Here is a 23860-nt window from a genome sequence, read left to right on the forward strand (position 1 = left end):
CGTCCGCTTCCGGAGCGAACGGTGCCCGTGGCCCTGCCGCGGACTCCCAGGGGGCCACAACAGTGACGGACACCCGGGGACAGCAGTCCCCCTACGAGACGTACGGCGACGAGCAGCCCGAGCGTGAGCCGTACCACCCGCCGCAGGCCTACCAGGCACCCGGCGGAACCGAGGGCGGCCAGGCCCGGACGGGCCAGCAGGCCGCCCCGGCGGTGCGCCTTCCGCGCACCGGGGCCCGCACCACGCCGCGGACCCGCAAGGCACGGCTGCGGGTGGCGAAGGCCGACCCCTGGTCGGTGATGAAGGTCAGCTTCCTGCTGTCGATCGCCCTCGGCATCTGCACCGTGGTCGCGGCCGCGGTGCTCTGGATGGTCATGGACGCGATGGGGGTCTTCTCCACGGTCGGCGGCACGATCAGCGAGGCCACCGGGTCCAACGAGAGCAACGGCTTCGACCTGCAGTCGTTCCTGTCGCTGCCCCGTGTCCTGATCTTCACCTCGGTCATCGCCGTGATCGACGTGGTGCTCGCCACGGCGCTGGCGACCCTCGGCGCCTTCATCTACAACCTCTCGGCCGGCTTCGTGGGCGGTGTGGAGCTCACGCTGGCCGAGGACGAGTAGCCGCTGGTCCGCCGCGGCGCGGCTCCGGGCCGGCCCCGCGGGAACCGATTTTGGCGCTGCGCGTCAGGTGCGCTAATCTTCAGAGGTCAGCGCGCAGCGCGGAGGGGCTATAGCTCAGTTGGTTAGAGCGCATCCCTGATAAGGATGAGGCCACAGGTTCAAATCCTGTTAGCCCCACATCAGACGAGGGCCCCCGACCGAACAGGTCGGGGGCCCTCGTTCGTGCCGTTCCCGGTCGCCGTGCCGGGTGCACCCGTCCCGCGCCGGACGGCCCCTGGCGGGTGCGGCCGTGCACGGGCCGTCAGGCGCGGGGCGTCCCGGCGGGGTTCCGCCGAGCCGTCGCCCGGACGGGTTCCGGGCCTCCCTGCCCGCCCGTCATTCCGCCTCGCGGTGCATCCCCGTGCACAGCGCCCAGACGATGAAGATGTTGACGGCCACCAGGACCAGGGCCCACAGCGGGTAGTACGGGATCCACAGGAAGTTGGCGATCGCGCCCAGGCTCGCCACGAACACGCCGAAGAACCGGGCCCACAGCGCTCCGCTGCCGAGTACGGCGATCCCGGCGAGGACAAGGACGAATCCCAGGATGAGATGTACCCATCCCCAGCCCGTCAGGCTGAACTCGAAGACGTAGTTGCGTGTCACGACGAACAGGTCGTCCTCGGCGATGGCCGAGATGCCCTCGAAGATCGCCATCACACCACCGAAGAGCATCAGCGAGGCGGCGAGGACCGTCGCGCCGGAGGTGTGGCCGTGCGAGGCGGCCGGTTGCGCAGGGGCTGATCCGGGACGGGTGTCAGTGGCCATGTCGGCCTCCTCGGGTGTCGGGGTGCTGCCGTGCGGGCGAACCCCCCGGGCCGGTGCGGTCCGCCTTCAGCGTGGCACGGGGGCGGGGGGACGGCACCCCGGCTCTCCGGCGGCCGGCCCCGGCGGGCCGCTCCGCGGGGCGGCCCGCCGGAAGGATCGGCTCCGCCGCGCGGGCCCGTGAGCGGGTGCGAGGGCCTGCGTCCGGAGTCCGTACGCAGGTAACCGATCGGTATCGGCCGGTGTGTATAGTCGGGCGCCAGAAGCCCTCATACGTCAAGGAAAGACGAGGTCGCGCGGTGAAGAAGCTCCTCCTGGTCGCACTGGCCGCCATCGGCGGGCTCCTCGTGTACCGCCAGATCCAGGCGGATCGCGCCGAGCAGGACCTGTGGACGGAGGCGACCGACTCCGTGCCCGCAGGTTCGGGTGTGTGAGACACAGAACGCTGAGACGAGAACCCCGGCCGCAGGATGCGGCCGGGGTTCCGTGCACCCGGGGATCGAACGCTTCCCCGGCCCTGCCCCGGCGAGGACACGATCCTCGTGAGTTCACCATCGCAACCTGTTGAATTGCGAGAGCAAAGTAACGGCGGAGGGGGACGTCGTGGGAGTACGGCAGTGCCGACGAGCCGCGGTCGCGGTCGGGGCCGCTCTGCTCCTCGCAGCGGCGGGCCCCCAGGCCGCGGCGGAGGGGAGCGCGGGCACCGCGCGGGAGGAGCCGCGACGCGGCGGACCGTCCGCCGGTGACCGGGGCGCACTGGTGCTCGTCCTCGACAGCTCCGCCTCGATGGCCGGGGACGACGGCACCGGCCGCAGCCGCCTGGAGTCGGCCCGGCAGGCCGTCGGGACCGCGGTCGGCACCCTTCCCGCAGGCCATCCCACCGGCCTGCGGGTCCACGGCGCCGAACGGGCCGGGGGCTGCACGGGCACCCGGGAGCTGGTCCCCGTGCACCCTCTCGGCAAGGCCGGGCTGACACATGCCCTGCGGTCCCTCGAGCCCCGCGGGGACAGCGCGGTCGGGACGGCGTTGGAGCGGGCGGCGCAGGACCTGCCCGCGGCCGTCGGCCGCGCGTCCGGCACCCGCACGATCGTGCTGGTCTCGGACGGGCGCGACGGCTGCGGGCTGCCGCCCTGCGAGGCGGCCCGCAAGGTGGCCCGGGGCACCCCGGGGGTGCGCATCGACACCATCGGCTTCCAGGTGGACGGCGCCGCCCGTGCCGAACTGGAGTGCGTCGCCGCGGCGGGGGCCGGGCGCTACCGCGACGCCCCGGACGCCGGGGCGCTCTCCCGGGAGCTGCAGCGCAGCGCGCAACTCGCCGCGGACTCCTACCGCCTGCGCGGTACCCCGGTGACCGGTACCGCCTCCGGCGACACGGCCCCGGGGCTCGTACCGGGGCAGTACCTCGACTCCCTCGGGCCGGGCGAGCAGCGCCACTACGCCCTCCGGCTGGACGGCGTGTCCACGGCGACCCTCTCGGCGACTGCGGTGCCCCATCCCGGTGCCGCGGCCGACCCCGGCGCCGGACTGCGTGCACGGCTGCTCAGGGACGGGGCCGCACGCGGCGCGGAGGGAGGCGAGGGGAGCGCCTGCGCGACGGGCGAGGAGTCCTTCGCCCAGGCGGAGGGTGCCGTACCGCTGACCTCCGCGGTGGCGCGTGTGCCGAGCCGCCGGGGAGCCGGGCGGTGCGACGATGCGGGCCGCTACCTGCTGGTGGTGGAGCGGACGGGCGAGGAGGGGCCGGGGACCGCCCCCTGGCCGCTGGAACTCGCCTACACCCTGGAGGAGCCGCCGGGCGAGGACACGGCGTCCACGGCACCCGCCGAGGACGGTGAGGACCGTAGGCAGGCCGCGCTCACCGCTCCGGCCGAACTCCCGCACGGCGAACCGGTGGAGGTCCGCGGGGGCAGCGGCTTCAACGACGCACGGGAGATCGGGCCGGGGGTCTGGCGGGACGGCCTGCTCCCCTCCCAGACCGTCTGGTACCGCGTGGCCGTCGGCTGGGGCCAACGGCTCCGGTACTCGGTGGAGTTCACCGGGGAGCCGGTGGCCGAGGGCTGGTCCGGGAAGGGCTCGTACGGTGCCACGCGGGTGTACACGCCGACCCGGGTCCCGGTCGGCGAGGCGGACGGCCGCGCCCGGCGCACCGCCTACGCCGGGCGGCCGGCGTCGCTGGACATGGCGACGGTGCCCGTGGCCTGGTCCAACCGCTACGGGAGCGGCGAGCACGTCGGCCCCGTGCACACCAGTGGGGGCTTCTACATCGCGGTGACCCTCGGCGCCGGGGCCGCCGAGATCGCCGACGACCCGCGGGTGGGCGTGGTGCTCAGGCTGTCGGTCCTCGGTGAGCGGCGGGACGCGGCGGAGCCCTGGACACCCGCGTCGGACGGCGGTGGACCGGCCGACCGTGCGGCAGACGGAACGGGTGCCCCGGCGGACCGGGGGCGTGCAGCACCCTCTCGCGCGGACAGCGCCCAAGGCTCCGGGGCAGGATGGTCCGGCATGGCACTCGCCGGCGCCGCCGGAGCGGCCGCGGTGCTCCTGGTGCGCAGGCGCTGGGCGGCGGGGGAACGGGCGCCCGCCGTGCGCGGGGCCGTGGGGGCGGCGGAGGCCGCCGGAGACGGGGCCGCCACGGTGGCGGACCCCTCGGACGCAAGGAGGCGTGCGTGAAGAAGCGCAGCGCAGCCCGGGGCGCGCTGGCCGGAGCCGTCGCGGTGTACGCGTTCGCGGCACCGCCCGCCCCGGCCGGGGCCGCGGAGGGGCCCGGACCGGGTGCGTACACCTTCGACACGGGGGCGCACCGTGTGTCCGGCGCCTCCGTGAACACCAAGGGCCCTGTGCTGGAGGCCGGTTCGACCTACCGGGACAGCATCGGGCCGGAGGGCAGGCGCTACTACCGGATCGACCTCGACGACCGGGTGGACGCCTACCTCTCCGCGGTGGCCGTCCCGGAGCCGGGCAGCACGGTCGCCTACGGTGACGGACTCTCGGTGACGATCGAGGACCGCTCCGGGCGCTCGTGCGACAGCGGCACGGCGCGCTTCGGGTCGGCGGACTACGCCCGTCCGATCGCCGACTACGCCGAGCGGCGGATCACCGGGGGACGGAGCACCTGCCAGGAGGCCGGGCCCTACTACGTGCTGCTGGAGCGGAGCGGCGAGCAGGACTCCTCGCCCGGCCCGTGGCAGGTGGAGATCCGTCTCGTCACCGAGCCGAGGCCCGCGACCCCGGTGCCCACCGAGGCTCCCGAGGAGTGGCCCTCTGCCTCCCCGGCGGCCCCGGCCGGCGGACCGACGGCGCGCGCGGGCGGCCACGGGTTCCATGACGCCACCGGGCTCGACCAGGGGGAATGGCAGGACGAGATCGCACCGGGCGAGACGCTGTTCTACCGGGTCCCCGTCGACTGGGGGCAGCAGCTCTTCGTCAGCGCCGACCTCGGCAGCAGCACCGCGGAGGGGGACGGTGTCGGCAACGCGCTCGCGGTCTCCCTGTACAACCCGGCCCGCGGCCTGGTGGACCGGGAGTCCGCCGTGAGGTACGACGGCAAGCAGAAGAGCCTGTCGATCGACCCGCTGCCGCCGGTCGCCCACGAGAACCGCCACGACTCCGACAGCAGCGTGGGCGCCATGCGCTTCGCCGGCTGGTACTACCTGTCGGTGACGCTCAGCCCGGAGACGGCCGGGTCCTTCGGCGACGGGCCCCTGCCGCTCACCCTGCGGGTCGACGTCACCGGCGAGGCGGGGGCGGGCCCGGGGTACGAGGGAGCGGCGGGTGACTTCCAGGTCACCTCCGAGGACCGGTCCGCCGCGGACTCCGGCCGCAACGCCGCGCAGGAGAGCGGTGGTGCCATGGCCGTGGTCGCCGCCGTGGCCCTGGGCACCGGGACCCTGCTGGTGCTCGGGCTCGGGGTGTGGACCCTGGCAGCGCGGCGGCGCGCGGCCCGTGGCACGGGGGCGGCCGGCCCCCCCTGCCCGGGCAGCGGGGGCACTGCCGGTGCCCGGTCCCGGTCCCGGTCCGGGTCCGGGTCCGGATGACGGGTACCCGGGCCGGTACGGGGCGCCGGTGCACGGGCAGGGCGGGTACGGGCCGCCGCCCGCCTCCTGAACGGGAGGGCAGGGCGCTCCGGACGCGCTGCGGACCCCGCGCCGCCGTCGCGGCCGACCGGCCACCGCCCCGACGCCGCAGGCCCGGTGAGCACGGGTCAGATGCGGGTCAGGGCCCAGATCCCGACGGCGAAGCAGAGCAGCGCCACGACGAGGACGGGCACGGCGACCCTCGTGGGAGGTCCCGGCCGGCGGGGGGGCACCGGAGCGGGCACCGGGCCCGCGGTGAAGGCACCCTGGGCCGCCGCCGCCCCCGGCCGGGGCGGCGGCGCACCGTGCTCCGTGTAGGCCCGGGTCGGTGCCGAGGGGTCGTGGGGCGCGGGGGCCGGGTGCGCGGTGAACAGCGGGGCAGGCGGGGCAGACGGGGCCGGGGCGGGTGGCACGGCTGCTGCCGGCGGTCCGGTCGGCACCTGCTCGGGCCGCGGCAGTCCCTGCCCCGGGGGAGTGCTGCCGGTGGCCGGGGCGCCCGTGGGTGCGGGGTGCCGTTGTGCCGAGGGCCGAGGCGGAGGAGCGAGGTGGAAGCTGCCGGTCTCCGAGGCCGGGGCGGCGCCGGACCGCGTGCCGGAGGCGGCCGTCGCGGGGCCGGACGGACCGAAACCGGAAGGCAGCGGTCCGATCTGGTCGAAGATCTCCACCGGTTCCTCGTCGGGTGCCGCTTCCGGCAGCAGCTCCACGGCCGCGGCCAGGGCCTTGCGCGCACCCGTCGCGGTGCGGAACCGTGCCTGCGGATCCGGTTGGAGCAGACCGGCGAGCACCTGCCACAGAGGCTCGGCAACGCCGTTCGGGGCCCCCGGGGTCCCGTGCCGGGCGAAGTACTCGATCAGGGCCCGGGCGTCGGGTTTGCTCCCCTGGAGAAGGTAGAGGCCGACGAGCCCGGCGGCGAAGAGGTCGGCGGGGAAGTCGGGCTCGGACCCCAGCATCTGCTCGGGGGCGAAGTACCCGGGCGTCCCCACGACGTAGTCGGTCTCGGTCAGGCGGGGCTCGCCCTTGCGCATCGCGATGCCGAAGTCGGAGACGCGCAGATGCGGTCTGCCGGTGCCGGTGGCCTCCAGCAGCAGGTTGGCCGGCTTGATGTCCCGGTGCACGACTCCCTCGGCGTGCACCGCTGCCAGGCCGGACAGCAGCTGGTCGAGCAGGGTGCACACGAAGCGCGGAGGCAGCGGGCCGTAGTCGCCGATGACATGGGCCAGGGAGCCCCCGGCGACCAGGTCCATGGTGAACAGGACCTTGTCGTCGTCCGCCGCCCAGCTGGCGGGGGCGAGCACATGCGGGTGGTCGATGCGCAGGGCCTGCTCGCGGACGAAGCGCAGCAGGGTGTGCGCGTCGCTCTGCTGGAGCACCTTGGCGGCCACGTACCGCCGCCTGCGGTGGTCCCAGGAGCGCCAGACCGCCCCGACGGCACCGCGTCCGATCGGATCCACCAGCTCGTACCGTCCGGCGAAGACCTCACCCATGTGCGCTGCGCCCGCTCCTCGTTGCCTCGTGTTCCCCGTGCCGAGTCGTGGAGCCCGTCAGCTCTGGTGCGCCTCGTAGTGGGCGACCGCGTCGGCCGTCCGGCCCGCGCCGTACACCCGGAGGAACTCCGCCAGTTCCGGATGGGTCCCCGCGAGGGAGTCGGCCGCGTCGATGATGTCGCCGGCGGCGGCCACGGAGCGCAGCAGCGACTGGATCTCGCGCACCACGCGCTTGACCGTGGGGGCTCCCGAGGTGCCGCCGGAGTGGCTGGTGGCGGTGAGGACCGAGCCGCCCTGCGACTTCTTGATCTCCTCCATGCGGGTCGTGGCCTCGACCGCGCTCACGCTTCCGTCCGCGACCTGGCCCGCGAGCTCCTGGAGGGCCTGGACGCGCTGGACCACCGCCGGGTTTCCGATCTTGGCACGCTGGCCGCTCATCAGCTGCGAGAGCATGGGGGCGGACAGCCCGAGGACTCCGGCCAGCCGGGCCTGGTTGAGCCCCAGGTCGTCGATCAGCCGGCGGAAGAGCGCCCCCAGCGGCTCTCCGTACCAGCTGCGCTGCAACTCCCGGGCTCTTGCCGTCGTCTCCTGCTGTGCCGCGTCCATCGCGCCTCCCCATCGCTGTCCCCGACCGGGCTTCGCTGCTGCGAACCCGCCTGCATCCTACGGAGCGCGGCCCGCCGCCGGGAGGCCCGAGAGGACTCCGGTCCTTATTGCGGGATCACGGGGATGACCCGGTACTCTGGTCCGCGACGGTGACGGGTCCGCCCGTTCCGTCCTGCGGCGGTCCGTCCGTTCGCGGGGCCTTAGCTCAGTTGGTAGAGCGCTGTCTTTGCATGGCAGATGTCAGGGGTTCGACTCCCCTAGGCTCCACTCTCTCGCCCCTTTGACCTGCGAAGACATGGTCGGAGGGGTGTTTGCTTCCCCTGCTCCGTGCTGAGGTCGCGGGACGGCACCGCTGCCGGGCGCCCGGCTTCGCCGTCCGCTTCGGCCCCCGGGCCCGCTCCGGCGGCGGGCGGGGGCGGGGCGCCCGCCGCCCGGTCGGGCGCCCGGGCCCGGGCGCCGGTGGACCGCCGCCGGTCCCGCTGCCTCGGGCCCCTCCACCGCGATGCCGTTCTCGTTCCATGTCCACACTCTTCAAGACACCCCGGCACGGCGGTTTGTGACGGTGCGTGCAGCAGGTCCGCCCGTCCGGGGCCTGCGGTGGCCGTCCAGCCGCTCCGAGGCGGCCGTATGCGGCACTCCTACCCCGCCCCTGCGGGGTGCGCATCCGGTGCGCGCCCTTTCAGGGCCGGGGGTGCTGCGCCGGACGGGTGGTGTTCATCGGAAGAACTGCGCGGCGGTGGCGTCGCTCCCACACTCCTCGAGATGCGTACACATCATGAGAAAGGTATGTAAAGCGCTCAACCCGAAAGTGAGGGGTCATGGCTGCCATCACGGCCAGGAATCTGTGGACCGCGGTCGTCTCCGCGTTCTTCGCACTGCTCGCCGCACTGGGCTTCGGCACCGCCGCCGCGTCCACCGCCGGCTCCGCCGCCGCGCCGAACCCGGCCGCTCCCCGGGCGGACCGCTCCGCCGCGCCGCGGACGCGGAAGCCGCGAAGCACCGTACCGGCCCAGAGAAGAAGGGGGGTCGACGTCGCCCGGCACACCGCACGGGACCGGTCGCTGCCGCCCACGATGAAGCAGCGCATCCGTGCCGAGGCGCACGGCGCCGCGCCGGCCGCCCGCCAGCTCGCCCTGCCCGACCCCGCCGTCCCGGCCGTCGGGCACCCCGTCCCGGCCGTGTGCGGTGCCGGGAGCCCGTCCGGGCCGTCCGCGCATCCGCTCAGCGGCCGACGAGCCCTGCTCAGCGCCCGCACCGCCGCCCGGCTGGCCCGCCCCGCAGCGGCCCTCGGCCGCCTCTGCGCCGCCGCGGTGGTCGTCCGCCCGGCCCGCGCCCTCTTCGCCCGGTCCACCGCGGGCCGTGCGCCCCGCACCGCCGCCCACGTCGCCGAGCGCCACGCGGCCGCCGCTCGGGCCACCGGCTCCGACCCGGCACGCGCCGAGGCCGTCACCGCCCACCGCGACGCCTATGTGATCGCAGCATGAGGCGCCGGGAGCGTCCGCCTCTCCCGGCGCCTCGGTCCGCGGGGAACCGGCCCGGCCCGCGTCAGCGGCCCTCGTCGCCTTCCGCTGCCTCCGACTCGTCCTGCTTCGCCCGGACCTCCGGGTCGAGACCGGCCTGCTCGCTGCCGTCCACGGACGACAGGCGACCTCGCTCGGAGACCTCGGTAGCCGCCGGCGGCTCCACCAGCCAGTCCGGGTTGGCCTGCCGGTCCCACCACTTCCACAGGGCGATCAGACCGCCGGCCACCGCACCGGCGACCACGAGGCCCTTGACCGCGCGACCGGTGCGTGAGCGCCGCTCGTGCTTCCGCACCAGCTTCTGGATGTCCTTGGCGCTCACCTGGCCGCGCAGTGCCGCCAGTGCGGCGGCCGAGCGGGCTGCCGCCTCCCTGCCGACGGGCTGCGCCGCGGCCAGTGCGTACTCCACCCGGGGGGTCGTGTAGTCCGCCGCCTGACGTGCGGCCTTGCGGGCCTGCACAGCGGCACGGTGCGCGGTCTCGTCGACCTTGGGCGGCACGCGCGGCGCCACGTACACGTCGTACTGGGCGCGTGCCTGCGCTGCGGCCCTGTGGACCGAGGGCGCGAGCCTGACGCGTGCTTCGCGTGCATAGAGAACGGCATGGTCCCTGGCCGTGCCGGCGTAGGGCGCCACCACTTCCGCGGCGTGCAGGACGCTGTCCTTCGCCGAACCGGTCGCGGCGCGCACGCTGTCGTTGCGGGTCACGGGATCCTCCTCCTCGGTGGCGTTCTGAGGGCCTGCTCATGTCCCCTTATGGGGCACAGTTACGCCTTTCCACCCGATGGCACATCATGCCCGGGTCAGGCCGCCTCGGCATGCGGGGCGGGCATCCGGGTCACCCCGGACACGGACGGGCGGGTCGCCGAGGGCTGCCCCGCCGATCTCCGCCGAGCCGGTGCCGCGTGCGCCACCGGTCCCTTTCGCATGCCCACCGGCCGCCTCGGCATTCCCGCGGCCCCTTCCGTGCGAGGATCGGGCAGTCGGCCGGCAGGCCGGGGAAGACACACAGACCTTTCGGAAGGCACACCGTGGCCGAGCAGCTCTACGCCACCCTCAAGACCACTCGCGGCGACATCGAGGTCCGGCTCCTGCCGTTTCACGCGCCGAAGACCGTGAAGAACTTCGTGGAGCTCGCGACCGGAGAGCGCCAGTGGGTGCACCCGGCCACCGGGGCGACCTCCCGGGACCCGCTCTACGACGGGACCGTCTTCCACCGGGTGATCGGCGGCTTCATGATCCAGGGTGGTGACCCGCTGGGCAACGGCACGGGCGGCCCCGGCTACGAGTTCGCCGACGAGTTCCACCCCGAGCTCGCCTTCGACCGTCCCTATCTGCTGGCCATGGCCAACGCCGGCCCGGGCACCAACGGCTCGCAGTTCTTCATCACGGTCTCGCCGACCGCGTGGCTGACGCGCAAGCACACCATCTTCGGAGAGGTGAGCACCGAGGCCGCCCGGAAGGTCGTCGACGCCATCGCCGCCGCGCCGACCAATCCCCGCACCCATCGCCCGATCGAGGACATCGCGATCGAGACCGTCGTCGTCGAGACCCGCGAGCGCTGACCGTACGGGGTCTCCTCGGGGACGTTCCGAGGGGGGACGAGCGGGGCGGGTGCCCGGCGCGGGCCCCTGTGCGGGACCCCGGGAACCTCCCGGCCCGCCCGTCCGTAAGGATGGGCAGGGCGTAGTCGCGAGCCCGGAAGGACGGGGACCTCATGGACCAGGAGCCAGGCGGCCCGCAGAATCCGCAGGGAGCGCACGAACTGCCGCGCTGCTATCGGCACGCGGAGCGGGAGACGGGCATCCGGTGCACCCGCTGCGAGCGCCCCATCTGCACGGAGTGCATGATCAGCGCCTCGGTCGGCTTCCAGTGCCCGGAGTGCGTGCGCACCGGCTCCGGCACGGGCCACGCGCCGGGCGCCAGCATGCCGCGGACCCTCGCCGGCGGCGCGGTGGCCTCGGATCCGAGACTGGTCACCAAGGTGCTCGTGGGGCTCAACGCCGCGGTCTTCCTGCTGACGCTGATCCTCGGCGACCAGCTGGTGCACCGGTTGACCCTGATCGGTGGCGCCTACGACCCGCAGCTCCGCGACGTGGTGGGCGTGGCGGCCGACGGCGAGTGGTACCGCCTGGTCACCTCGGTGTTCCTGCACCAGGAGATCTGGCACATCTTCTTCAACATGCTGCTGCTGTGGTGGTTGGGCGGCCCGCTGGAGCAGGCGCTCGGCCGGGTGCGCTTCCTCGCCCTCTACCTGGTCTCGGGCTTCGCGGGCAGCGCCCTCACCTATCTGATCGCCGCACCGCAGCAGGGGTCGCTGGGGGCCTCGGGGGCGGTCTACGGGCTCTTCGGGGCGACCGTCGTCCTGATGCGGAGGATGCGGCAGGACCTGCGCCCCGTGGTCGTCCTGCTGGCGATCAACCTGGTGATCACGTTCGTGGCGCCGGGGATCGCCTGGGAGGCCCATGTCGGCGGTCTGGTCGCCGGGGCGGCGATCGCGTACGGGATGGTGCACGCGCCGTCGGGCCGCAAGCGGGTCCCGGTGCAGTTCGCGACGTGCGCGCTGGTGTTCCTGGTCGCCATCGGGGTCGTGGTGGGCCGGACGATGGCGCTCACCTGAGGGGTCCCGTGGGTGTCGCTCCCGGCTTTCCCCACAGTTGTCCACAGTGGGTGGCGGATCTTGTGCGCCGTGTGGGGGACGCCAGTGCCCCTCGCTGCTGACCTGGAGTTTTCCGGTCAGGGTGAGGGGCACGATGGTTCACCGGCATGGGTGAATCGGTCAGATCGGCGTCAACGGGGTGTTGGTTATCCACAGATCTTCTGACCTTTTCCCCGGGCTGTGGATAACTGTGTGGACAACCGGTGCGGCCTCGGCGCGCCAGAGCGCCGCCGCCCGGTCGCCCGTCAGCCGTGGCCGACCGGGGCCGGACCGCGCAGACGCTACTTCCACTGCGTGGAGACGCCGAAGCCCGCGGCGATGAAGCCGAAGCCGGCGACGATGTTCCAGTTGCCGAAGCTCTGGACCGGCAGCTCGCCCTCGGTCACGTAGAAGAGGACGATCCAGACCAGGCCGATCAGGAACAGCGCGAGCATGACCGGCGCGACCCAGCTGCGGCTCGTCAGCTTGATGTTCGCTGCCTGCTTGGCGGCGGGCGGCGGCGTGAAGTCGGCCTTCTTGCGGATACGTGACTTCGGCACGAGGGACTCTCCTGTCGATGCGCTGCGTGACCGCGCAGATAACGGTGGCTGGCGCCGCTTCGGGCGTGAGGGGGACCACGGCCTCCCCCGGGCGTCCGTTAGCGTAGTGCTTCCGCGGTGCCGAAGGAGATAAGGGTACGTTGAGCAATTCCGCCGACTCTCCCCGAGGGCCGGTCAGCCGCTTCACCTGGCGACCGGTCCGCCTGCTCACGGCTGCCGTCTTCGCCCTGGCGGGCGTCATCTTCGTGACCAGTTTCAACACCGCCAAGGGTACGGACCTGCGCACCGATGCGTCCATGCTCAAGCTGAGCGACCTGATCGGGCAGCGCAGCACGGACAACAAGGACCTGGAGGAGTCCACCGCCGCCGTCCGGGCGGAGGTGGAGGCGCTCGCCGAACGCGACGACGCCTCGACCGGGTCCCAGGACGCCGAGCTCAGGGCCCTGGAGAAGGCGGCCGGCACCGAGGAGCTCACCGGCGACGCGGTCACGGTGACCCTCGACGACGCCCCGCCGAACGCCCGCGCGGCCCCCGGCTACCCCGAGCCGCAGGCCAACGACCTGGTGATCCACCAGCAGGACCTCCAGGCCGTGGTCAACGCGCTGTGGCAGGGAGGCGCCGAGGGCATCCGCGTCATGGACCAGCGCCTCATCTCCACCAGCGCCGTGCGCTGCGTGGGCAACACCCTGATCCTCCAGGGCCGCGTCTACTCGCCGCCCTACAAGGTCACCGCCATCGGTGACCAGGAGGCGCTGCGCAAGGCGCTGACCGCGTCACCCGCGATCCAGAACTACCAGCTCTACGTGAAGGCCTACGGACTCGGCTGGAAGGTCGAGGAGGACGGCAAGGTCACCCTGCCCGGCTACACGGGCACCGTCGACCTCCAGTACGCCGAGCCCACCGGATAGCCGCACGCTCCGCCGCCCCGCCCGCCGGCGCCCCCGGCGCCGCTCCGGGCCCCCCGGGGCGGACGGCCGACCGCACCGGCTTTCCACAGCCCGCCCGCAGGCCCGCGCCCGCCCCGTAACCTGTTCCCGTAACGAAACGGAAAGGGACGGCATGTACGGCTGGATCTGGCGTCATCTGCCGGGCAACGCGTGGGTGCGGGGTGCCATCTCGCTCGTGCTGGTCCTGGCGGTCGTCTACGTGCTGTTCCAGTACGTCTTCCCGTGGGCGGAACCGCTGCTCCCGTTCAACGATGTCACCGTCGACGGGGAAGGAGCCGCCCGGTGAGCGCCCGCATCCTGGTGGTCGACAACTACGACAGCTTCGTCTTCAACCTGGTCCAGTACCTCTACCAACTCGGCGCCGAGTGCGAGGTGGTGCGCAACGACGAGGTCTCCACCGCGCACGCCCGGGACGGCTTCGACGGCGTCCTGCTCTCCCCGGGGCCCGGGGCGCCGGAGCAGGCCGGTGTGTGCATCGAGATGGTGCGCCACTGCGCCGCGGCGGGCGTGCCCGTGTTCGGCGTGTGCCTGGGGATGCAGTCCATGGCCGTCGCCTACGGCGGCGTGGTCGACCGCGCCCCCGAACTGCTGCACGGCAAGACCTCCCTCGTCACCCACGAGGGCAAGGGCGTCTTCGCCGGCCTCCCTTCGCCGTTCACGGCCACCCGCTACCACTCGCTGGCCGCCGAACCGGCCGACCTGCCGGGCGAACTGGAGGTCACGGCCCGCACCGCCGACGGCATCATCATGGGGCTGCGCCACCGTGATCTGCCCGTCGAGGGAGTGCAGTTCCATCCCGAGTCGGTGCTCACGGAGCACGGGCACCTGATGCTCGCCAACTGGCTGGAGCAGTGCGGGGACGAGGGGGCCGTCGGGCGTTCCGCCGGGCTGGCGCCGGTGGTGGGCAAGGCGAGCGCGTGAGCGCCGGGGGTCCCGGGCGCGACGGCCAGGTGCCCGAAGGCCGCGGCGGGGGCGGCGGGTACGACCCGCTGACCGACCCGCTGACCGGCCCGCTGCCGTCCGGTGTCCCGGGGCCGCCGTGGGCCGGGGAGCCCGCCTCCTCCGCCTCGGACACCCCGGCCGGTGGCCGGGCCGTCCGCGGGCCCGCCGAGGAACCCGTCGACTGGTACGACCGCGAGGGCTACGGACGGGACTGGTACGGCTCGGCGCCCCCGGTCGCTGCTCCGCCTCCCGGAGCCGGATCCCCCGGCCCGGATGCCCCCGCCCGGGGCGGGGACGCCCCCACCGCGGCCCCGCCACCGCACCGCCCGCAGGTGCCGGAGGCCCGCCATGCGCGAGGCGGTCGGACCCGGCCCGCGGTGGAGGGCGAGGAGACGGCCGTCCTGCCGCCCGTACGGGACGAGCGGCCCCCGGGCACGGCATCCTCCGCGGTCGGAGCCGACCGCGCCTCCGCGTCCGCCGCCTCCGTGGCCGACGCCGAGACCGTGGCGCTGCGCACCGTGGCGTCACCCGGGGTCCCCGAGGCGCCTCCCGGTCCGGGCCGGGCCGAGCGCCGGCGGGCCGCCAAGGGCAGGGGCAACCGCCGCAGGAGCGCCGCAGCGGCCCCGAAACAGCCCACCGGCCCCGGTGCGGAGCCGGGGCGGCCGATGTCCCGCATGGAGGCCCGCCGCGCCGCCAAGGCGGCCAAGGACAGCCCCGCTGTCATCGCCAGCCGTGCGATCGGCGAGTTCTTCATCACCTGCGGCGTGGTGATGCTGCTGTTCGTCACCTACCAGTTGTGGTGGACCAACGTCCTGGCGGGCCAGCAGGCCGACCGGGCGGCCGACCAGATCCAGGACGACTGGGCCAACGCCGAGGACCCGCGGCAGCCCGACGCCTTCGAGCCCGGCACGGGCTTCGCCATCATGTACATCCCCAAGCTGGACGTGGTCGTGCCGATCGCGGAGGGCATCGACAAGAACAAGGTGCTGGACCGGGGCCTGGTCGGCCACTACGGCGAGGGAAAGCTGAAGACGGCGATGCCCCAGGACGAGGAGGGCAACTTCGCCGTCGCGGGACACCGCAACACCCACGGCGAACCGTTCCGCTACATCAACCGCCTCAAGCCCGGCGACCCGATCGTGGTCGAGACGCGGGACACCTACTACACCTACGAGATGGCGAGCATCCTGCCGCAGACCTCGCCGTCCAACGTGGCCGTGATCGATCCGATCCCCGCAGGCTCGGGATTCGAGGAACCCGGCCGCTACATCACGCTCACCACCTGTACCCCCGAGTTCACCAGTACCTTCCGGATGATCGTGTGGGGCAAGATGGTCGACGAACGGCCCCGCAGCGAGGGCAAACCGGACGCGCTCGTCGGCTGACGGCCGCGCCTCGGCGTACGGGAACGCCTGGGACGCCGACACACGTCAAGACAGGGAACGGTGCAGTGACACGTGCGCGAGGCCGGATCGCCGGTGCCATCGGCGTCCTCGGGGAACTGCTGATCACGACGGGTCTCGTGCTGGGGCTCTTCGTCGTCTACTCGCTGTGGTGGACCAATGTCCTCGCCGACCGCGAGGCCCGGCAGCAGGGTGAGCGGATGCGCGAAGGATGGGCGGCGGGCGACACCCCCGCCGCAGGACCGCGCGCCTTCGACTCCGGGGACGGCATCGGCTTCCTCCACGTTCCGGCCATGGGCGACGGCGAGGTCCTCGTCACGAAGGGCACCGACCCCGCGTCCCTGAACGGCGGGGTCGCCGGCTACTACACCGAGCCGATCGCCTCCGCGCTGCCGTGGGACGAGCAGGGGAACTTCACCCTGGCCGCGCACCGGGACGGCCACGGTGCCAAGTTCCACAACATCCACAAGCTGGCGGACGGCGACCCGATCGTCTTCGAGACCAAGGACACCTGGTACGTGTACAAGGTCTACGAGACCCTGCCGAAGACCTCGAAGTACAACGTGGACGTGCTCCAGCCGGTGCCGGAGGAGTCGGGCCGGTCCAGACCCGGCCGGTACATCACCCTCACCACCTGCACGCCGGTCTTCACCTCGGACTACCGCTACATCGTGTGGGGCGAGCTGGTACGCACCCAGAAGGTGGACGCCGAGCGCACACCGCCCGCGGAACTCGCCTCCTAGGAGCGCGCCCCGGCCGGGGTCCCGTCCGCCCGAGCGCGGGGCACACGGCCTCCGGTGGCTGCGCCCGTACGGCGGAGGGTCCCCCTCGTACGGGAGAGCAGTCGATCGGCTGCGGCAGCGCGGCGCGTGCGCGCGACGGTCGCCGCGGGCCACGGGGCGGGCCTCGGGCTCCGGGGGCTCCCCACTCGGGGGGCCTGTCCCCGACCGGACGCTCCGCACCGGAGGCGGCCACCGGGAACGCGGGAAGGCCCCGGCACCGTGGACCCGAGAGGAGTGGTCCAGGAGGTGCCGGGGCCTTCCCGCGTCATGTCGCGGGCAGGGTCAGTCGTCTCCGCCGAGGCCTCCGATGAAGCCTCCGCCGTTCCCCCCGTTGCCGCCGTTTCCGCCGTCGTTGCCGCCGAAGGTCTCCAGCACGACGGGGGTGGTGGCCGGGTCCACCGGTGTGCCGGGAGACGGGTTGGAGCTGCGGACGATGGCGTTGTCCTCCGTCGGGTTGCCCGGCGCCACCGAGACGTTGGCGAAGCCCGCCTGCGCCAGGATCTGCTTCGCCTGGCCGAGCCGCTTGCCCAGGATCTCGAAGGGGACCGGCGACTGCGTCTGCTGCGGGCCCTTGGAGACCTGGAGGGTCACCCTGCTGCCCTTGCTGACCTTGCCGGGCTGCGGGTCCTGGGCGACCACGGTGTCCTGCGGCTGGTCCGAGTCGATGTCGACCCTGACCACCTCGAACTCCAGGATCTCCAGCTGCGCCTTGGCGGCGTCGAAGGGCTTGGAGACGACGTTCGGCAGATCCTGCTTGGCCTGCTTGGCGATCGTGAGGGTGACGGTCGCGCCGGTCTCCGCCTCCTGGCCGGCCTCCGGGTCCTGGCTCAGGACGGTTCCGGGCTCGGCGTCCGAGGACTCCACCTCGTCCACCTCGACCTGGAACTTCTCCTTCTCCAGGATCTCGGTCGCCCGGTCGCGGTCGCGGTCGACCACGTCCGGCACCTTGACCTTCGGCGCGCCCTCGGAGACGACCACCGACACGGTCTCGCCTTCGTCGATCTTGGCCGGAGGGGTCGGGGTCTGGCTGCAGATGCTGCCCTTGGGCTGGTCGCAGCGCTCGGTGCCGGACTGGGCGAGGGTGAACTTGGCGTTCTCGGCCGACTGCTGGGCCTCCTCCAGGGTCTTGCCCACCAGCTGCGGCACGCTGATCTGGCCGCTGTTCTCCGCACCGAAGACCGCTTTGCCGATGAGGATGGCGCCGATCAGCACCAGGACGCCCGCCACCACGAGCAGCACCGTCGAGGTGCTGGACTTCTTCTGGCGGCGCCGGTCGGGCCGGTCGTCGTAACCGCCGTAGCCCCCGTCGTCCGGGTTGACCGGCGGGAGCATCGCGGTCTGCCCTGCCGGTTCGGCCTGGCGCAGCGCGGTCGTCGGCTGGTCCTCGGGCGGATAGCCGTACCCCCCCGAACCCATGGCCGCCGTCGCCGCGACGGGCTGCCCGTCGAGGCACGCCTCGATGTCGGCGCGCATCTCGTCGGCGGACTGGTAGCGGTAGTCGGGGTCCTTGACCAGGGCCTTCAGCACGATCGCGTCCATCTCGGGCGTGATCTCGGGGTCGAAGGAGCTGGGCGGCTGCGGCTCCTCGCGGACGTGCTGGTAGGCCACGGCCACCGGGGAGTCCCCGACGAAGGGCGGCCGGACGGTGAGGAGCTCGTAGAGCAGGCAGCCCGTCGAGTACAGGTCGGATCGGGCGTCGACCTGCTCGCCCTTGGCCTGCTCGGGGGAGAGGTACTGGGCGGTGCCGATCACGGCGGCGGTCTGCGTCATGGTCATACCGGCGTCGCCCATGGCGCGGGCGATACCGAAGTCCATGACCTTGACCTGGCCGGTGCGCGTCAGCATCACGTTGGCCGGCTTGATGTCCCGGTGGACGATGCCGTTGCGGTGGGAGTACTCCAGGGCCTGGAGGATGCCGATCGTCATCTCCAGGGTGCGCTCGGGCAGCAGTTTCCGGCCGGAGTGCAGCAGCTCGCGCAGGGTGGAGCCGTCGACGTACTCCATCACGATGTAGGGGATGGAGACCCCGTCGACGTAGTCCTCGCCGGTGTCGTAGACGGCGACGATCGCCGGGTGGTTGAGTGAGGCGGCGGACTGGGCCTCCCGGCGGAACCGGGCCTGGAAGGACGGGTCGCGGGCGAGGTCGGCCCGGAGCGTCTTCACGGCGACGGTGCGGCCGAGCCGGGTGTCGTGGGCGAGGTAGACCTCGGCCATTCCGCCGCGGCCGAGCACCGAGCCCAGTTCGTACCGGCCGCCGAGGCGACGCGGCTCTTCCATAACCTTCCAGCCCTCTCCGTCAGTCCCGACCGCACCTGTGTGTGGTAATGCCGGTGTGCTGTTCGCGCATACGCTACCGGGCTGCCACCGCGTGATCCGCCCGGGACCGTCAGCTGATATCCGACCGGTATCGCAACATGCAGGTATCCGGGCCGGAAGTGATCCTCGTCACTTGTCGTCGAGCACTGCCTTCATCACGGCCTTCGCGATGGGTGCGGCGAGGCCGCCGCCGGAGATGTCGTCGCGGCTGGCGTCGCTGTCCTCCACCACGACGGCGACGGCGACCGGCGAGCCGTTCGCGTCCTTGGCGTAGGAGATGAACCAGGCGTAGGGGTTCTTGCTGTTGTTCTCGCCGTGCTGGGCCGTGCCCGTCTTGCCGCCGACCTTCACACCGGGGATCGCCGCGTTGCCGCCGGTGCCGCGCTCGACGACGTTCTCCATCATCTGCTGGAGCAGCTGGGCGTTCTCCGCCGAGACCGGCCGGCTCATCTCCTCCGGCTCGTTCTGCTGGACGACCTCCAGGTCGGGGGACTCCAGCTTGTCGATCATGTACGGCTTCATCAGCTTGCCGTCGTTGGCGATGGCGGCGGTGACCATGGCCATCTGCAGCGGGGTCGCGGCGGTGTTGAACTGCCCGATCGCGGACTGTGCGTTGCCGTCCCGGCTCATCTCCTTGTCGTAGACGGAGGCGGCGGCACGGACGGGGGTGTCGATCTCGGGGTTGTTGAAGCCGAACTTCTCCGCCGTCTCGACCATCTTGTCCCGGCTCACGTCGTCGCCGAGCTTGGCGAAGACGGAGTTGCAGGAGACCTCCATCGCCCGGTTGAGGCTCGCGTTCTCGCAGCCCTGGGCGTGGTTGACCATGGGGGTGCGGGTGCCGGGGAGGATGTACGGCTCGGGCGTGTCGGTGGCCGCGTCGATGTCGTCCACCTTCCCGTTCTCCAGGGCCGCGGCCGCCGTGACGACCTTGAAGGTGGAACCGGGCGGGTAGGTCTCGCGCAGCGCCCGGTTGAGCATGGGCTTGTCCTCGTCCTCGGTCAGCGAGACCCAGGCCTTCTCGTCGTCCTTGAGGCGTCCCGCGAACGAGGCCGGGTCGTAGGAGGGCGTGGACGCCAGCGCGAGGATCTTGCCCGTCTTGGGGTCGATCGCCGCCACGGCGCCCTTCTTGTCGCCGAGCCCCTTGAACGCGGCCTCCTGGGCCTTGGCGTTGAGGGTGGTGACGACGTTGCCGCCCTTCTTCTCGTCGCCCGTGAACATGGCCATGGTGCGGTCGAAGAAGAGCTGGTCCGAGTTGCCGCTGAGGATGCCGTCCTCGAGCTTCTCGATCTGGTTGGCGCCGAAGACCTGGGAGGCGTAGCCCGTCACCGGTGCCCACATCGGGCCGTCGGTGTAGGTCCGCTTGAACTTGTAGTAGGTGTCGTCCGTCTCCTCCGAGCCGGTGATCGCCTTGCCCTCGACGACGATGTTGCCGCGGGCGTGGGCGTAGCGCTCGATCTCGACGCGCTTGTTGAGCTTGTGCGTGTTGAGCTCGTCGGCGCGGACGTACTGGAGCCAGTTGTCGCGGATCATGAGGGCGAGGACCAGCAGTCCGCAGAAGATCGCGATTCGGCGCAGGGGCTTGTTCACGGTCGGACCACCTGGGTCATCTCGGCGTCAGGGGACGGGGCGGGCGCGGGTGCCGGACGGCGCGCGGTGTCGCTGATGCGGATCAGGATGCCGATCAGTGCCCAGTTGGCGATGACGGACGAGCCACCGGCCGCGAGGAAGGGCATCGTCATACCGGTCAGCGGGATGAGGCCCATCACGCCGCCGGCCACGACGAAGACCTGGAGCGCGAAGGCGCCGGACAGGCCGATCGCGAACAGCTTGCCGAAGGGGTCGCGGGCGGCCAGTGCGGTGCGCACACCGCGCTCGATGATCAGCCCGTAGAGCAGCAGGAAGGCCATCACACCGGCCAGTCCGAGCTCCTCGCCGACGGTGCTGAAGATGAAGTCCGAGTTGGTGGCGAAGCCGATGAGGTCCGAGTTGCCCTGGCCGAGTCCGGTGCCGATGGTGCCGCCCGCGCCGAAGGACATCAGGACCTGGGTCATCTGGTCGCAGGCGTTCAGCATGTTGCCGTTGCCGGCCGCGGCGGCCGACTCGCGGCAGCCGAAGGGGTCCAGCCAGGCCGCCACACGGGACTGCACATGGCTGGCGAAGGAGGCGACCACCACGGCGCCGCCCGCGGACATCAGCAGGCCGATGACGATCCAGCTGGTCCGCTCGGTCGCCACGTACAGCATGATCACGAACATGCCGAAGAACAGCAGCGAGGTGCCGAGGTCGTTCTCGAAGACGAGGATCAGCAGGCTCATCGCCCAGATGGTGAGGATCGGGCCGAGGTCGCGGCCGCGCGGCAGGTAGAGCCCCATGAAGCGGCGGCTGGCCAGGGCCAGCGCGTCCCGCTTCACCATCAGGTAGCCGGAGAAGAACACCGCGATCACGATCTTGGCGAACTCGCCGGGCTGGATGGAGAAGCCCCCGACCCGGATCCAGATCTTCGCGCCGAAGACGTCGGCGCCCAGACCGGGCACCAGCGGCAGCAGCAGGAGCACGATCGCGACGGCCATCGAGATGTAGGTGAAGCGCTGGAGCACCCGGTGGTCCTTGAGGACCAGCAGCACGCCCACGAAGAGCGCGATGCCGAGCGCCGAGTACATCAGCTGGTTGGTGGCCTGGGCGCTGAAGTCGGGCCGGGCCATCAGCCGCGGGGACTGGTCGAGGCGCCAGATCAGCACCAGGCCGAGGCCGTTCAGCAGGGTGGCCAGCGGCAGCAGCAGCGGGTCGGCGTACTTGGCGAATCTGCGCACCACGATGTGGGCCACACCGGCGAGCAGGCCGAGACCCAGCCCGTAGCCGATGACGCCCGCGGGCAGCTCGCCGTCGAGGGCGAGGCCCACGTTGATGTACGCGAAGACCGGGATCGCGACGGCGAAGGCGAGCAGCATCAGCTCGGTGTTCCGCCGGCTCGGCGCGTCGATCGCGCCGATCGTGGTCGTGTTGGTGACAACGCTCATGGTGGAGAAGGCCCCCTACGGCCCGCTACTGCTTGCCGCAGTTCGAGGCCAGCTTCTGCTCCTCCTCCGAGAGGGTGGGACCCGGAGAGGGAGAGGCTGCGTTCGGCTTGGTCTGTTCGCCCTGGGTCGCGGGAGTCCCGGCGGATTCCTCCGCCTCGCTCTCGGCGGGCGGCGGTGGACTCGCACTGTCGGCCGCCTCGCGGCGCTGCTCCTCCTTCTTGCAGGCGGACGCCTGCCGGGAGAGCTCCTGGATCTTGGCGCGGGCCTTGCCGAGGCTGTCCTCGGTGATCGTCGCCTCGACCTGCTTGCGCTGGTAGGGCGGTAGGTACTTGAGTTCGATCTCGGGGTGGTCCTTCTCCACCTCCGAGAGCGAGACCCAGGCGAGGTCCTGGCTGATGCCGCGGTAGAGGGCGATGTGCTCCTCGTTGGACCCCACGTAGTACTGGGTCTGCGTCCAGCGGTAGCCGCCGTAGGCGCTGCCGCCGACCACCGCGAGGGCGAGCACCAGGAAGAAGGAGCGCTTCAGCCACTTCCGCCCGGCGCGCTTCTTGGTGAAGTCCTCGTCGGTGTACGAGTCGAAGGAGCCCTCGGGCGGCATACCGCCGTACCCGGCCCCGGACCCCGGCGGGCCGAAGCCGCCGCCGGAGGAGGAGCGGCCCAGGCCCGAGGCCCGGCCCGCGGGCGTCTGCATCGCACCGCCGTCGTTGAGCTGGTGCTGGTTCTCCGCGACGGCGCCGACGACCACGGGCGAGTCGCTGAGGTGGCCGGCCAGGGTGTCGCCCGAGTCCGTGTCGAGCACATCGGCCACGATCACGGTGATGTTGTCGGGCCCGCCGCCGCGCAGCGCGAGCTGGATCAGGTCCTGCACGGTCTCCTGCGGGCCCTGGTAGCTGGCGAGCGTCTCCTCCATCGTCTGGTGGGACACCACGCCGGACAGGCCGTCGGAGCAGATGAGGTAGCGGTCACCGGCCCGGACCTCCCTGATCGACAGGTCCGGCTCCACGTGGTCGCCACTGCCCAGGGCGCGCATCAGCAGGGAGCGCTGCGGGTGGGTGGTGGCCTCCTCCTCGGTGATGCGCCCCTCGTCGACGAGGCGCTGCACCCAGGTGTGGTCCTGGGTGATCTGCGTCAGCACGCCGTCGCGCAGCAGGTACGCGCGGGAGTCGCCCACGTGCACCAGGCCGAGGCGCTGGCCGGTCCACAGCAGGGCGGTGAGCGTGGTGCCCATGCCCTCCAGCTGCGGGTCCTCCTCGACCATCATCCGCAGCTGCTCGTTGGCGCGCTGCACGGCCGTGCCGAGCGAGGTGAGGATGTCGGAGCCCGGCACGTCGTCGTCGAGCGTCACCAGGGTCGAGATGACCTCCGAGGAGGCCACCTCCCCCGCCGCCTGGCCGCCCATGCCGTCGGCGATCGCGAGCAGTCGGGGGCCGGCGTAACCGGAGTCCTCGTTGCCCTCGCGGATCATGCCCTTGTGCGACCCGGCGGCGAAACGCAGAGACAGACTCATGCGCACCTCGCCCGTCGGCTCGGGGTACAGCCGGTCTCGAGCCACACTGCCCACCCTCCGGTCGGGAGCCGGTGCCGGTCGCCGCCGGCGACCGCTGCGGCTCGCTCGCTCCGCTCGCTCATTGTCGTACTACTTCCGCAGCTCGATGACGGTCTTGCCGATACGGATCGGCGCGCCCAGCGGAATCGGTGTCGGGGTGGTGAGGCGGGTCCGGTCGAGATAGGTGCCGTTGGTGGACCCGAGATCCTCCACGATCCACTGGCCGTCCCGGTCGGGGTAGATCCTGGCATGCCTGCTGGAGGCGTAGTCGTCGTCCAGGACGATGGTGGAGTCGTGCGCCCGCCCGAGCGTGATCGTCTGGCCCTGGAGCGCGACCGTGGTGCCCGAGAGCGTCCCCTCCGAGACGACCAGCTTCGTCGGCGCCCCCCGGCGCTGGCGGCCGCCGCCGCTCTGCTGCTGCCGCTGCTGCGGCGGTGCCGCGGCCTGGCGCTGCTGCGGGCGGGGTTCCGCGCCGCGGCGCGAGCCGCGCTGTGTCACGCGCGTGCCGAACAGGTCACTGCGGATGACCTGCACGGCCACGATCACGAACAGCCACAGGACGGCCAGGAAACCTAGCCGCATGACCGTCAGGGTCAGCTCTGACATT

The 23860-nt window shown here is 72.5% G+C and carries 22 protein-coding genes and 2 tRNA genes; 14 read left to right on the forward strand and 10 right to left on the reverse strand.

What is annotated here, in order from left to right; all coding sequences use genetic code 11:
* The first annotated feature begins 62 nt into the window (after positions 1–62).
* Together ACGF15_RS13375 and ACGF15_RS13380 are read left to right on the forward strand one after the other, a co-directional pair.
* Positions 63–620: a DUF3566 domain-containing protein gene (locus ACGF15_RS13375; protein ID WP_345612162.1), complete on the forward strand. Its 558-nt coding sequence runs from the start codon at positions 63–65 to the stop codon at positions 618–620.
* A 103-nt stretch (positions 621–723) separates the two neighbouring features.
* Positions 724–797: transfer RNA gene (locus ACGF15_RS13380), tRNA-Ile, on the forward strand.
* Between the two features lie 198 nt (positions 798–995).
* On the opposite strand, the gene ACGF15_RS13385 is transcribed toward ACGF15_RS13380, so the two are convergent.
* On the reverse strand, positions 996–1427 hold the full coding sequence (locus tag ACGF15_RS13385) for a hypothetical protein (RefSeq protein WP_376426385.1): 432 nt from the start codon (positions 1425–1427) through the stop codon (positions 996–998).
* 296 nt (positions 1428–1723) lie between these two features.
* On the opposite strand from ACGF15_RS13385, the gene ACGF15_RS13390 reads away from it, so the two are divergent.
* From ACGF15_RS13390 to ACGF15_RS13400, 3 genes are all read left to right on the forward strand, one after another.
* Positions 1724–1858, forward strand: coding sequence for a DLW-39 family protein (locus tag ACGF15_RS13390; protein WP_003958712.1), 135 nt, complete (start codon positions 1724–1726; stop codon positions 1856–1858).
* Positions 1859–2027: 169 nt separating this feature from the next.
* A complete protein-coding gene (locus ACGF15_RS13395; protein WP_392798630.1) occupies positions 2028–4091 on the forward strand; it encodes a VWA domain-containing protein in 2064 nt (687 codons plus the stop codon).
* The gene (locus ACGF15_RS13400; RefSeq protein WP_392798633.1) at positions 4088–5455 is read left to right on the forward strand and encodes a hypothetical protein; all 1368 of its coding nucleotides are present in this window, start codon (positions 4088–4090) and stop codon (positions 5453–5455) included. The genes ACGF15_RS13395 and ACGF15_RS13400 overlap by 4 nt, the downstream gene beginning before the upstream one ends.
* Positions 5456–5622: 167 nt before the next feature.
* Here ACGF15_RS13400 and ACGF15_RS13405 read toward each other — a convergent pair whose 3' ends face one another.
* Entirely contained in the window at positions 5623–6978 is a 1356-nt protein-coding gene (locus ACGF15_RS13405) for a protein kinase (RefSeq protein WP_392798636.1), read from the reverse strand.
* Between the two features lie 57 nt (positions 6979–7035).
* Positions 7036–7584 carry a DNA-binding protein gene (locus tag ACGF15_RS13410; protein WP_345612153.1) on the reverse strand — a complete coding sequence of 183 codons (549 nt, stop codon included), beginning with the start codon at positions 7582–7584 and terminating at the stop codon, positions 7036–7038.
* 194 nt (positions 7585–7778) lie between these two features.
* Here ACGF15_RS13410 and ACGF15_RS13415 point away from each other — a divergent pair.
* Both ACGF15_RS13415 and ACGF15_RS13420 read left to right on the forward strand, forming a co-directional pair.
* A tRNA-Ala gene (locus ACGF15_RS13415) sits at positions 7779–7851 on the forward strand.
* Between the two features lie 551 nt (positions 7852–8402).
* Positions 8403–9068: a DUF6344 domain-containing protein gene (locus ACGF15_RS13420; protein ID WP_362607899.1), complete on the forward strand. Its 666-nt coding sequence runs from the start codon at positions 8403–8405 to the stop codon at positions 9066–9068.
* A gap of 61 nt (positions 9069–9129) precedes the next feature.
* On the opposite strand, the gene ACGF15_RS13425 is transcribed toward ACGF15_RS13420, so the two are convergent.
* A complete protein-coding gene (locus tag ACGF15_RS13425; protein WP_392798640.1) occupies positions 9130–9810 on the reverse strand; it encodes a DUF5324 family protein in 681 nt (226 codons plus the stop codon).
* A gap of 323 nt (positions 9811–10133) precedes the next feature.
* Here ACGF15_RS13425 and ACGF15_RS13430 point away from each other — a divergent pair, with 323 nt between their 5' ends.
* Positions 10134–10667 carry a peptidylprolyl isomerase gene (locus ACGF15_RS13430; protein ID WP_345612147.1) on the forward strand — a complete coding sequence of 178 codons (534 nt, stop codon included), beginning with the start codon at positions 10134–10136 and terminating at the stop codon, positions 10665–10667.
* 152 nt (positions 10668–10819) lie between these two features.
* The gene (locus ACGF15_RS13435; RefSeq protein ID WP_345612145.1) at positions 10820–11722 is read left to right on the forward strand and encodes a rhomboid family intramembrane serine protease; all 903 of its coding nucleotides are present in this window, start codon (positions 10820–10822) and stop codon (positions 11720–11722) included.
* Between the two features lie 320 nt (positions 11723–12042).
* Here ACGF15_RS13435 and crgA read toward each other — a convergent pair whose 3' ends face one another.
* The gene (gene crgA, locus ACGF15_RS13440) at positions 12043–12300 is read right to left on the reverse strand and encodes a cell division protein CrgA (protein ID WP_345612143.1); all 258 of its coding nucleotides are present in this window, start codon (positions 12298–12300) and stop codon (positions 12043–12045) included.
* A 140-nt stretch (positions 12301–12440) separates the two neighbouring features.
* Between crgA and ACGF15_RS13445 the strand changes: the two genes are divergently transcribed.
* From ACGF15_RS13445 to ACGF15_RS13465, 5 genes are all read left to right on the forward strand, one after another.
* Complete coding sequence (locus tag ACGF15_RS13445) at positions 12441–13208, forward strand: DUF881 domain-containing protein (RefSeq protein ID WP_345612141.1); 768 nt, start codon at positions 12441–12443, stop codon at positions 13206–13208.
* A gap of 151 nt (positions 13209–13359) precedes the next feature.
* Positions 13360–13533 (forward strand): hypothetical protein, encoded by a 174-nt coding sequence (locus ACGF15_RS13450; protein ID WP_256522311.1) that lies wholly within the window; start codon positions 13360–13362, stop codon positions 13531–13533.
* The gene (locus ACGF15_RS13455; protein ID WP_345612138.1) at positions 13530–14168 is read left to right on the forward strand and encodes an aminodeoxychorismate/anthranilate synthase component II; all 639 of its coding nucleotides are present in this window, start codon (positions 13530–13532) and stop codon (positions 14166–14168) included. The genes ACGF15_RS13450 and ACGF15_RS13455 overlap by 4 nt, the downstream gene beginning before the upstream one ends.
* Positions 14165–15574 (forward strand): class E sortase, encoded by a 1410-nt coding sequence (locus ACGF15_RS13460; protein ID WP_345612136.1) that lies wholly within the window; start codon positions 14165–14167, stop codon positions 15572–15574. The genes ACGF15_RS13455 and ACGF15_RS13460 overlap by 4 nt, the downstream gene beginning before the upstream one ends.
* A gap of 65 nt (positions 15575–15639) precedes the next feature.
* On the forward strand, positions 15640–16335 hold the full coding sequence (locus tag ACGF15_RS13465; RefSeq protein ID WP_345612134.1) for a class E sortase: 696 nt from the start codon (positions 15640–15642) through the stop codon (positions 16333–16335).
* A gap of 321 nt (positions 16336–16656) precedes the next feature.
* Here ACGF15_RS13465 and pknB read toward each other — a convergent pair whose 3' ends face one another.
* The 5 genes from pknB to ACGF15_RS13490 all read right to left on the reverse strand — a co-directional run bounded on the left by pknB (position 16657) and on the right by ACGF15_RS13490 (position 23859).
* Positions 16657–18651 (reverse strand): Stk1 family PASTA domain-containing Ser/Thr kinase, encoded by a 1995-nt coding sequence (gene pknB, locus ACGF15_RS13470; protein ID WP_362607908.1) that lies wholly within the window; start codon positions 18649–18651, stop codon positions 16657–16659.
* A gap of 168 nt (positions 18652–18819) precedes the next feature.
* Positions 18820–20277: a penicillin-binding transpeptidase domain-containing protein gene (locus tag ACGF15_RS13475; protein WP_345612130.1), complete on the reverse strand. Its 1458-nt coding sequence runs from the start codon at positions 20275–20277 to the stop codon at positions 18820–18822.
* Positions 20274–21707 (reverse strand): FtsW/RodA/SpoVE family cell cycle protein, encoded by a 1434-nt coding sequence (locus ACGF15_RS13480; RefSeq protein WP_345612128.1) that lies wholly within the window; start codon positions 21705–21707, stop codon positions 20274–20276. Before ACGF15_RS13480 ends, ACGF15_RS13475 begins: the two co-directional genes overlap by 4 nt.
* 25 nt (positions 21708–21732) lie before the next feature.
* The gene (locus tag ACGF15_RS13485; protein WP_345612126.1) at positions 21733–23214 is read right to left on the reverse strand and encodes a Stp1/IreP family PP2C-type Ser/Thr phosphatase; all 1482 of its coding nucleotides are present in this window, start codon (positions 23212–23214) and stop codon (positions 21733–21735) included.
* A 129-nt stretch (positions 23215–23343) separates the two neighbouring features.
* A complete protein-coding gene (locus ACGF15_RS13490) occupies positions 23344–23859 on the reverse strand; it encodes an FHA domain-containing protein (RefSeq protein ID WP_392798650.1) in 516 nt (171 codons plus the stop codon).
* Position 23860: the final 1 nt, after the last annotated feature.

Origin of the sequence: Streptomyces sp. NPDC048001, from assembly GCF_043203115.1 — a bacterium.
GTDB lineage: Bacteria > Actinomycetota > Actinomycetes > Streptomycetales > Streptomycetaceae > Streptomyces > Streptomyces sanyensis.